The sequence below is a fragment of the Ferrimicrobium sp. genome (genome assembly GCF_027319265.1).
GTDB lineage: Bacteria > Actinomycetota > Acidimicrobiia > Acidimicrobiales > Acidimicrobiaceae > Ferrimicrobium.
Genome location: NZ_DAHVNP010000049.1, coordinates 100,792 through 110,188, shown reverse-complemented (window position 1 = coordinate 110,188; position 9,397 = coordinate 100,792). Strand labels below are relative to the sequence as shown.

General features: G+C 58.1%; 9 protein-coding genes and 1 tRNA gene. 8 read left to right on the top strand and 2 right to left on the bottom strand.

Going from position 1 to position 9,397, the window contains the following annotated elements; genetic code table 11:
- Positions 1–80 precede the first annotated feature (80 nt).
- The 4 genes from hutU (at position 81) to M7439_RS07630 (ending at position 4,437) form a co-directional block, all read left to right on the top strand.
- Positions 81–1,745, top strand: a complete 1,665-nt coding sequence (gene hutU / locus M7439_RS07645) for a urocanate hydratase (protein WP_308464442.1) — start codon at positions 81–83, stop codon at positions 1,743–1,745.
- Complete coding sequence (gene hutI, locus M7439_RS07640) at positions 1,746–2,954, top strand: imidazolonepropionase (RefSeq protein ID WP_308464441.1); 1,209 nt, start codon at positions 1,746–1,748, stop codon at positions 2,952–2,954.
- Between the two features lie 161 nt (positions 2,955–3,115).
- The gene (locus tag M7439_RS07635; protein WP_308464440.1) at positions 3,116–3,958 is read left to right on the top strand and encodes a DUF929 family protein; all 843 of its coding nucleotides are present in this window, start codon (positions 3,116–3,118) and stop codon (positions 3,956–3,958) included.
- Positions 3,916–4,437 carry a vitamin K epoxide reductase family protein gene (locus M7439_RS07630; protein WP_298347281.1) on the top strand — a complete coding sequence of 174 codons (522 nt, stop codon included), beginning with the start codon at positions 3,916–3,918 and terminating at the stop codon, positions 4,435–4,437. The genes M7439_RS07635 and M7439_RS07630 overlap by 43 nt, the downstream gene beginning before the upstream one ends.
- 98 nt (positions 4,438–4,535) lie before the next feature.
- Here the strand turns inward: M7439_RS07630 and M7439_RS07625 are convergent, their stop codons facing one another.
- Both M7439_RS07625 and M7439_RS07620 read right to left on the bottom strand, forming a co-directional pair.
- Positions 4,536–6,344 carry an APC family permease gene (locus M7439_RS07625; RefSeq protein ID WP_298347279.1) on the bottom strand — a complete coding sequence of 603 codons (1,809 nt, stop codon included), beginning with the start codon at positions 6,342–6,344 and terminating at the stop codon, positions 4,536–4,538.
- A 192-nt stretch (positions 6,345–6,536) separates the two neighbouring features.
- A complete protein-coding gene (locus tag M7439_RS07620; RefSeq protein ID WP_298347278.1) occupies positions 6,537–6,809 on the bottom strand; it encodes a WhiB family transcriptional regulator in 273 nt (90 codons plus the stop codon).
- A 126-nt stretch (positions 6,810–6,935) separates the two neighbouring features.
- Here M7439_RS07620 and M7439_RS07615 point away from each other — a divergent pair, with 126 nt between their 5' ends.
- From M7439_RS07615 to M7439_RS07600, 4 genes are all read left to right on the top strand, one after another.
- Positions 6,936–7,796, top strand: a complete 861-nt coding sequence (locus M7439_RS07615) for an ArsA-related P-loop ATPase (RefSeq protein WP_298347276.1) — start codon at positions 6,936–6,938, stop codon at positions 7,794–7,796.
- Positions 7,793–8,866 (top strand): ArsA-related P-loop ATPase, encoded by a 1,074-nt coding sequence (locus tag M7439_RS07610; protein WP_298349600.1) that lies wholly within the window; start codon positions 7,793–7,795, stop codon positions 8,864–8,866. The genes M7439_RS07615 and M7439_RS07610 overlap by 4 nt, the downstream gene beginning before the upstream one ends.
- An 11-nt stretch (positions 8,867–8,877) precedes the next feature.
- A complete protein-coding gene (locus tag M7439_RS07605; protein ID WP_298347272.1) occupies positions 8,878–9,330 on the top strand; it encodes a response regulator transcription factor in 453 nt (150 codons plus the stop codon).
- Positions 9,321–9,397, top strand: a tRNA-Pro gene (locus M7439_RS07600). The genes M7439_RS07605 and M7439_RS07600 overlap by 10 nt, the downstream gene beginning before the upstream one ends.

The following is a 9,397-nucleotide window of genomic DNA, read 5'->3' as shown; positions in this document are numbered from 1 at the left end:
ACTACCGACATCGACGAGGAGCGGCGTGAGCTTGGCATGCAGCTTCGGGCTACGCTCGCCAGGATAGAAGGGAAGTACTGATGGGAAATCGACACGATCCAGACCGATCGATCAAGGCACCGAGAGGAACAGAGCTGACCTGTCGGAGTTGGCTCACTGAGGCACCGTACCGAATGATCCAAAACAACCTTGATATTGAGGTAGCGGAACATCCGGAGGATCTTGTTGTCTATGGCGGTATTGGACGAGCGGCGAGGGACTGGGAATCCTTCGATCGGATCCTCGCCACCTTGCGTACGTTGGGCGATGACGAGACGCTTCTTGTGCAGAGTGGCAAGCCGGTGGGAGTGTTCCCCACCCATCCGGATGCGCCAAGGGTTTTGATTGCGAACTCGAATCTGGTCCCGCACTGGGCGAACTGGGAGCACTTCGATGAACTTGATGCCAAGGGTTTGATGATGTTCGGTCAGATGACGGCGGGAAGCTGGATCTATATCGGATCGCAAGGTATTGTTCAGGGAACATACGAGACCTTTGTCGCAGCAGCACAGACCCACTTTGGTGGCGACCCCTTTGGTCGTTGGATTCTTACGGCCGGTCTTGGTGGTATGGGAGGTGCCCAGCCGTTGGCGGCGACGATGGCCGGCTTCTCGATGCTGGCGATTGAGTGTGATCCGAGTCGTATCGAACTGCGCATACAGACGGGTTACCTCCAACATCGTGCGCTCTCGCTCGAGGAGGCGATGGGCCTCCTCGAGCAGGCGAAACGGTCGGGCCATCCTACCTCGGTCGGTCTTTTGGGCAATGCGGCCGAAGTGATCGAGGAGATGGTCGAGCGCAATATCGTACCTGACCTGGTGACCGACCAGACGAGCGCTCATGACCCCCTTCGAGGTTATCTCCCAGTGGGTTATAGCCTCGATGAGTGGCGCCGTGCGAGTGATCCCACTCGACTCGTGACCGATGCCAAGCACTCGATGGGACGGCACATCCGGGCCATCCTTGGCATGGTCGATCGGGGCGCGATCGCCTTTGACTACGGCAACAACATCCGCCAAGGTGCCTATGAGGCTGGCGTGGAACGTGCCTTCGAGATCCCTGGTTTTGTCCCCGCCTATATCCGACCACTGTTTTGCCGAGGGTATGGTCCATTTCGATGGGTGGCGCTCTCGGGTGATCCCGAGGATATCTATGCGACCGACGCCAAGGTCAAGGAGCTGGTCGATGACGACCCGCATCTCCACCACTGGCTCGATATGGCCAGAGAACAGATCAAGTTTCAAGGATTGCCGGCAAGGATCTGTTGGCTAGGCCTGCGAGACCGAGCACGGGTAGGACGAGCCTTTAATGCGATGGTGGCCAGTGGCGAGCTGCGAGCGCCGATTGTGATTGGACGAGATCACCTCGACACCGGCTCGGTAGCGAGTCCTCATCGTGAGACCGAGGCGATGCGTGACGGCTCCGATGCGGTCTCTGATTGGCCACTCCTAAATGCGATGCTCAACGTTGCGGGCGGTGCGACCTGGGTATCGCTGCACCACGGTGGAGGGGTTGGGATGGGGTACTCCCAGCACGCCGGTCAAGTCATCGTCTGCGACGGCTCTGCCGAAGCGGATCGTCGCCTGGCTCGGGTTCTCTTTAACGATCCAGGTACGGGTGTGATGCGACACGCTGATGCGGGTTACGACGAGGCGATCGAGGAGGCCCGAGCACGGGGACTCAAACTCCCCTCTGTTGGTGCCTAGATGGAGGAGCTACTCTTTGGGAACTGCTCACTTGCCGATGTGGATGCCAGTGGCTCCCTTCGATTTGTCCAAGACGGGCTCATCCATATCCAAAATGGCAGGATCGCCTTTGCGGGCCCACGCGGCGAGCGAGGAGATCTTCCCCGGCGACTTGAGCTTCTCGATCTTGGATCACGACTCGTCACCCCGGGCCTCGTCGATTGTCACACGCATCTGATCTACGCCGGTGATCGGCTTGGGGATTTTTTAGCTGAACGTGATCCCCTTGCTTTGGATCAGCACCGATTCCAGTCGGGTGGGATCCTGGCCACGGTGGCGGCCACCAATAGTGCCCCTCGAGAGTCGTTGGTCACATTGGCGCGAAGGCGCCTCGATCAGATGGCCGATCATGGCGTCACCAGCGTCGAGATTAAGTCGGGTTATGGGCTTTCTCTGGAGGGTGAGCGTCGACTCCTTGCGATTGCCAGAGAACTCTCGGGCTACCGTGACATCGAAGTCGTGACCTCCTTCCTGGGTGCACACACGGTGCCAGCCGCCTTCGCAGATGCCCCTAGCGACTACATCGCGTTCCTTGTCGAGGAGGTGATGCCGATTCTGGCTGGCGAGGGGTTGATCGACATGGTCGACTGCTTTATTGATCCTGAGGGCTTCTCGCCGGCTGTCATCGTTCCGTACCTCATGCGTGCCAAGGAGCTTGGGTTGCCCCTGCGGGCCCACGTTGACCAGTTTGGTGCGGTCGGGGGAGGAGAGCTCGCCACACGCTTTGGTGCGCGTTCCATCGATCATCTCGAGCACCTCTCGCAAGCTGCGATTGTCGCTGCTCGGTCGGCTGGCACGGTGGCGGTGTTGCTGCCATTCGCCTCGCTCCATAAGCGGTTCCCCACAAACCCTCCTGTGACGGAGTTGCGAGCTCAAGGCGTTGTGATGGCGGTAGCGACCGATCTCAACCCTGGCACTTCGCCGACGAGCAGTCTCTTGCTGGCCGCCTACCTTGCCGTGACGCTCTATGGGCTGCGGCCGGTCGAGGCCTTCGCTGGCGTGACTCGCCATGGTGCCCAAGCGCTGGGGCTCAGCGACCGCGGCTCCCTCGAACACGGTAGCCGTGCGGACCTCGTAGCTTGGGAGGTGGCTCATCCCTATGAGCTCGTGACGAGTGTCTTTGATCAACGTCCTCAACGCCTTGGTCCATCATGCTGTGGCGCTCGCTAGTTCCGTCGTGGTCCCACCTCTTTGTGATACGCCTTTGCGACTGATGATCATGAGAGGTTGACAAGCTCGCTGAACGCGTCGAATATGACGGACGGAGTGGCGTATCGGTAGGGCAAGTAGGCTGACAAGTCAGTCGTATTGTTGACCAACAGGAGCAGTCTATGCCAACTACCACTACCAAGCGAAGCCGGGGACCGCTAGCGGTCGGGCTCGTGGTGGTCGTCATCGCCGCCATCGTTGTGGCTTTTCTCTTCACTCGTAAATCCAATCAGTCCAGCTCGTCACCGACATCTGCGGTGCTGGGCTCTGCAGTGCCCCAGGATGTGTTAGCACGCGTCACCGACATCCCCGAGAGTGTGCTCACTAAGGTAGGTGTCAACCCGGCGTTGGTCTCCCCTCCACAGGTGATCAAAGGGGGTAGGCCGCTTACGCTAAATGGCAAGCCTGAACTGCTCTATGTAGGGGCGGACTTTTGCCCGTACTGCGCGGCTGAGCGCTGGGCCATCGTTGGGGCACTCTCGAAGTTTGGGACCTTTAAGGGTCTAGAACTGATGGAGTCGAGCGGTACCGATGTCTATCCTGACACGAATACCTTTACGTTTGTGCATGCGAGCTATAGCTCTCCGTATCTGTCGCTGGTCACTCGGGAGATAGAGACACGGACCCATGCGCCACTGCAGACACTCACCGCGAAGGAGAACGACCTCCTCCAGATCTACGATGTGCCACCCTATGTCCCTACAACCCAGGATGATGGATCTATTCCGTTTGTCGATTTTGCCAACAAGTTTGTGATCGATGGGGCGAGCTACTCTCCCCAGGTACTCGCTGGCTTGAATTGGCAGACCATCGCGGCGACGCTCTCGGATCCGAGTTCCCCGGTGGCGAAGTCCATTGGAGGGACGGTGAACGAGATCACCGCGGCGGTCTGCGTGATGACCCATAACCAACCAGGATCGGTATGCAAAACCTCACTCATTCAGAGTCTCCAAAAGAAGCTCTAACCGATTACCCCCAGTGGGTGATCTGGCTGGTGCGTATTCTCGCCCTCGGGGCAGTCGGTGTCGCGATCTATTTGACTATCGCCCACTACGACACTAAGGTATCGCTCCTGTGCCCGGATAACGCCACCATCAACTGCCAGGAGGTCACCACCTCGCCACAGTCGATGATCGTTGGCATCCCCGTTGCCGTGCTCGGTCTTGGTTACTACGTCATCGTCTCTGTCCTTGCTTGGTGGCCAAGAGCAAAGGTGACTACGACCTTTGAGTTGATTCGCCTGATCGTCGCACTAGGGGGAGTGGGGTTCATCCTCTATCTGGTCTACGCCGAGATTGTGGAGATCGGAGCGATCTGCCTCTGGTGCACGAGTGTCCACCTCATCACGATTCTGATCTTCTTGATCCTGCTCCATGCCTGGATGACCTATCGTGATCGGCTGAGCAGTGGACGGGCAACCCCCAACGGCGATGGAATCATCTGAGAAGGGTCACTAGGGGGGTATAAGGCGGTTGTCATCCCCCGACGGCTCGGAAGAGCATCTCATCTACTGCACGCATGGAGAAACGGCTCGGATGGGCGTCAGCCGTCTGGGGTTGGTCTCTGACTGGGTGCGGCAGAGAGGTCGTCGATGACGAGCACAACTCGTGCAACCACGACTCTCGGTTCAGAGGTAAAGGCTGAACTGAGCACGAGATTGAGCTGGTTGTGCAGGAGCCGATGGCGCAACTTATAAGGTTCAACGACAGGTATCAATAGGATGACGCGGTCATGATCGAGCAACTTCTTCATGACAAAGGCTTTCACAGGTTGGGTGATTGACTGATAGTCGGTTTTGATCAACTCCAGCGGCACCCCAGGATCCCAGTCAGCCCACTTGTTTTGGAGTTCTGTTGCCAGCTGGTGATCGTCGGGCAGGAGGATGCGGATCGCCAACTGTTCGTGCCCGAGCTCCTCAGCCATACCGAGAGCGGTCGCTGTCAGTCGTGAAATATTCGTCACTGGGACGATGACCAATAGGGATTCATCCCGATCCACGCTTGGTTTCGTGTCCACGGCGAGGGTGCGTTGGACGCGCTGGTAATAGGCGTTGATACGTCGAAAGAGGAGAATGAGGAGCGGAATGACGATGATGACAATCCATGCACCCTCCAGGAACTTGGTGGCGATGAAAATGATGGTAGCCAGGGCTGTCAAGACTGCCCCAAGACCGTTGAGGCTTGCCTTGAAGCGCCACCGTGGCGGCTTTGCACGACTCCAATGCACCACCATTCCGGCTTGAGCGAGCGTAAAACCAGTAAAGACGCCGATAGCAAACATAGGAATCAGGGTGTTCGTGTTGCCCCCAACACCGATCAATAGCAGTCCAGAGAGCACGCTGAGAATGATGATCCCTCGTGCAAGCACCATACGATCGCTGCGTAGGTTCATGAGGTGGGGCAGATAGTCGTCCTGGGCGAGTAGTGCCCCGAGGAGTGGAAGCCCGCCGAAGGAAGTATTGGCTGCGAGGGCGAGTTCGAGGACGATTGCGAGAGCGATGATGTAATAAAGGACGCCATGACCGATGGCGATGACCATGATCTGATTGAGCACCGTGTTGTCGGTCCGTGGGCCAATGTGGAAATGTCCGGCAAGGATAGCCAGACCTATCAGCATGACGCCAAGGATCACACCAAGCAGGAGTTCGGTTCGCTTGGCGTGTCGAACCCTGGGTTTGCGAAAGGTCGGGACACCGTTGGCGATCGCTTCAACTCCGGTGAGGGCGCTGCACCCCGATGAAAAGGCCTTGAGGATGAGAAGGATGGAGATTGTCTCGATGGGGTGGAGCGTGACGAGTGACACCCCTTGGAGGCGAGCATGGGGGTCCAGCGGGTCGACAAGACCAAAGAAGATAACGAGAAAAATTCCAAGGATGAAGATCGCTGTTGGCCCAAAGAAGGCACGAGCAGCATCACCGAGCCCGCGGAGGTTGAGGAGCGTCACGATGGCGAGTATGGCGATGCAGAGCGGAACCGTCAAGGAGGCGACCGTCGGAAATGCCGACACGAGTGCCTCGACACCAGCTGATATCGACACAGCAACGGTTAATGTATAGTCGACAATCAAGGCTGCGCCAGCGAGTAGGGCAACGCCGCGCCCGAGGTTCGCCTTCGACACTGCATAACAGCCCCCACCCTCGGGGTAACCATCGATGACCTGACGGTAGGAGATGATGAGGATGACCAGTAGCGCGACGATGGCTATGGTGATAGGCAAAACGAGGTGGAGCGCGCTGAGGCCAGCGGTAGCGAGTACCACCATGATCGCTTCGGGACCATAGGCGACCGAAGTGAGGGCGTCAAGCGACAGGGCAGGAAGGCCCGAAAACGTCGAGATCTCTTCGGTTTGCATCTCATTGGAGCGAAGAGGTCTCCCAATGACGAGCCTGTATGCTTTGCTGGCGACGCCGCCTTGCCGAGACTTCTCCGGAGGGACGGGGGGCGGCAAACTCTCTGGCATAGCCAGACTCTAGTGGGGTATCAAATCGTTACCCGCGACAGTGTCGACCAGCACCTGGTTGTGGCTGGCTCGCGCAGCCGATGGCTAGACGACCACCCGGATATGTCGTCGTGCGCGGATCATCGCCTTGCGCTCCAACTCGTTACGCCCACCCCAGATGCCTCGAGATTCACCCTTTGCCAATGCCCACTCAAGACAGTCCTGCTGCACTGGGCAACCATGGCAGACGCGTTTTGCTTGGTTTTCTCGCAGTCGACGTTCTCCGGGTGACTCACCCCTTGGCTCATCAGGCGGGAAAAAAAGGTTTAATCCCCAACCTCGACATGAAGCCTGATCTCTCCAGTTTTCGCCTGTCATGTTTCCCCCCATGGTTAGCGAATCGCCGCTTCTCGGCCGTTCTGATCAGCATAGAAGCTTTTTGCGCGAAAAGTCAAGCTGGAGGAGTGTTCATTAATCGAGGTGATCGCGCCTAAGGTGAGAGGGGTGCAGACAGCGAAGGCGCGCATCATACTCTCGGAGCTCATTGGCGATCCCCGGCTGGTACTCGTGACGGGCAAGGGTGGGGTGGGTAAGTCAAGTGTGGCTCGTCTCATCGCTCGTATCGCCCAGACGGCGGGGCTGAAACCCTTGCTGGTGCTCTTTGACGAATTTGGTGGTGAATCAGACGGCATTGAACAGGTCATTCTCCTGCCGGATGCCGTCATGTTGGAGTACCTTGAGACCCATGGCTTTGGTCCATTGGCCCAGCGTCTGTTGAAGTCCGGTGTCATCGATGCCGTTTCGACGGCGATCCCCGGCATCCGGGACTTGTTGGTGTTGGCGAAGATCAAGCAGTTGGTGAACTCTGGCATCTATGATCTTGTTCTCGTGGACGCGCCCGCGTCTGGTCATCTGCTTTCATTGTTATCATCGCCTGATGGACTCGGTGCGATAGCGACCGATGGGCCGATCGCTTCGCAGAGTGCCGACGTCATCGCTCTGTTGCGGGATCAGGAGTTGACCGGGGTTGTGCTGGTGACGTTGCCGGAGGAGACCCCAGTGCAGGAGACGAGCGAGGTCTACACCAACTTGACAACGTTGCTAGCTACCCACGTACTCTCTTGTGTCGTCAACAGGATGCCCGCGATGGTGCATCGACTCGATGATCTGATGCCAGGTTCGGCCGAAGACCGCGCGAATCAGTATTTGACCTCACGTTCGGACTTTGCGCAGGCACAGGTCCAAGTGGTTCGTGGCCTGCTTCCCGTCCCTGTTTTTGAGTTTCCTTTCGTGGAGAACGCCACGCAACCAACGAAAGCAGCTAAGTATCTTTTTGATCAGGCGGATCGATGGGAGATGCAGTGACGGATCTTCTCGATGCCATCGGCTCCAAAGAGACGCTGGTCTGTATTGGTCCAGGTGGAGTCGGCAAGACCACCAGTGCGGCGGCGGTTGGGCTTTTGCTGGCAAGGACGGGTCGCAACGTCTGTGTGTTAACGATCGACCCGGCACGGCGCCTCGCCTCTGCGCTTGGCCTTGACCGGGTTGGCAATGAGCCGGTGCTTGCCAGCGAGGATATCCCCAACTACTGGGTGGCGATGCTCGACCCAAAGCAGACCTTTGACGCGATGATCGCTCGTTACTCCTCTTCGGAGGCTCAGGAGAAGGAGATTGTCGAGAATCCTGTCTACCGTAATCTTGTAACGCGGTTGTCGGGCACGCAGGAGTACATGGCCTTTGAGCGGCTTTGGGAACTCAGGGAGAGTCAGCGTTTCGACACGATCATTGTCGATACGCCACCCGCCCAAGCGGCGATCGATTTCCTGCACGCCCCGAGTCGACTCGCGGGGTTTTTGGACAACCGTGTCTTCAAATTCATGCTCAAGCCTCCGCCTCTTTACTTGCGACCGATTGCGATGGCGACTCGCGGCCTCGTCAAACAGATCGCAAGCGTGGTAGGTGCCGATGTCGTCAACGATACCATGAGCTTCTTCCAGGCCTTTTCCGGGATCGAAGAGGGATTCCGTGAACGAGCACTGAGGACGAGTGAGCTGCTCGCATCGGAGGCGACGAGTTATCTGTTGGTCTCCTCACCGGCGCCTGACTCCTTGGCGGCGGGGAGTCGAATGGTGGAGCTTTTACAGGGGATAGGACACGAGGTCAACAGCGTACTGATCAACCGCATGACGCCAACCTATGCGTCGGATCCGTCCGATCCGCATGCACCGGCACAAGCCCGTGCTGACCTAGAACGGCTGGCGCGTATGCGTGCACATGAAGTCTTGGCGATCGAGTCATGGGGGCTTGATCTCGCGCTCGGTGGATTTTATTTCCTTGAGGATCTCGCGAGTGATGTCTCGAACCTCACGGCGCTAGAAGAGGTGGCCGATGCAATGCAACGGTGTGCTTTGGTACCCTTCGCGGTCCCCGAGTAGGCTGGTGAACTATGGCAACCATCCTTCTTGTCACTGATTCACCCGAGCTCGAAGAGGAGCTCGCCTCCACCCTTGATGCCGATGAACACACGCTCTACGCTGTGTCAGCGGGCAGAGCAGTCCGAGACGCCGCCGCGGAGATCCAACCCGATGTCGTGGTCCTGGATTCACAGATCGGTTCGATGGGTGGCATCGCGGTCTGCATTGATCTGCGTCTAGAGGCAGATGCGGGCCGTTTGGAGCCGACGCGAATCATCTTGCTCCTCGATCGACGAGCTGATGTTTTTACCGCTAAGCGTTCCGGAGCGGATGGTTATCTGGTGAAGCCCTTGAATCCGCTGATGGTGGTTGACGCCGTGGAGGCGGTCCTCGATGGGAACCTTTTCCTCGACAACTCATATCAACCACTCGACAGTAGTCGCGAGGTGGAAGAAGCCTCTACACTGGTAGCTGACGGGAAGTAGCGCAGCTTGGCAGCGCGCAGCGTTCGGGACGCTGAGGTCGCGGGTTCAAATCCCGCCTTCCCGACCA

Coding starts and splice junctions, on each gene's coding strand:
- hutU (WP_308464442.1), top strand. CDS start 81: ATGGGAAATCGACACGATCCAGACCGATCGATCAAGGCACCGAGAGGA.
- hutI (WP_308464441.1), top strand. CDS start 1,746: ATGGAGGAGCTACTCTTTGGGAACTGCTCACTTGCCGATGTGGATGCC.
- M7439_RS07635 (WP_308464440.1), top strand. CDS start 3,116: ATGCCAACTACCACTACCAAGCGAAGCCGGGGACCGCTAGCGGTCGGG.
- M7439_RS07630 (WP_298347281.1), top strand. CDS start 3,916: ATGCAAAACCTCACTCATTCAGAGTCTCCAAAAGAAGCTCTAACCGAT.
- M7439_RS07625 (WP_298347279.1), bottom strand. CDS start 6,344: ATGCAAACCGAAGAGATCTCGACGTTTTCGGGCCTTCCTGCCCTGTCG.
- M7439_RS07620 (WP_298347278.1), bottom strand. CDS start 6,809: ATGACAGGCGAAAACTGGAGAGATCAGGCTTCATGTCGAGGTTGGGGA.
- M7439_RS07605 (WP_298347272.1), top strand. CDS start 8,878: ATGGCAACCATCCTTCTTGTCACTGATTCACCCGAGCTCGAAGAGGAG.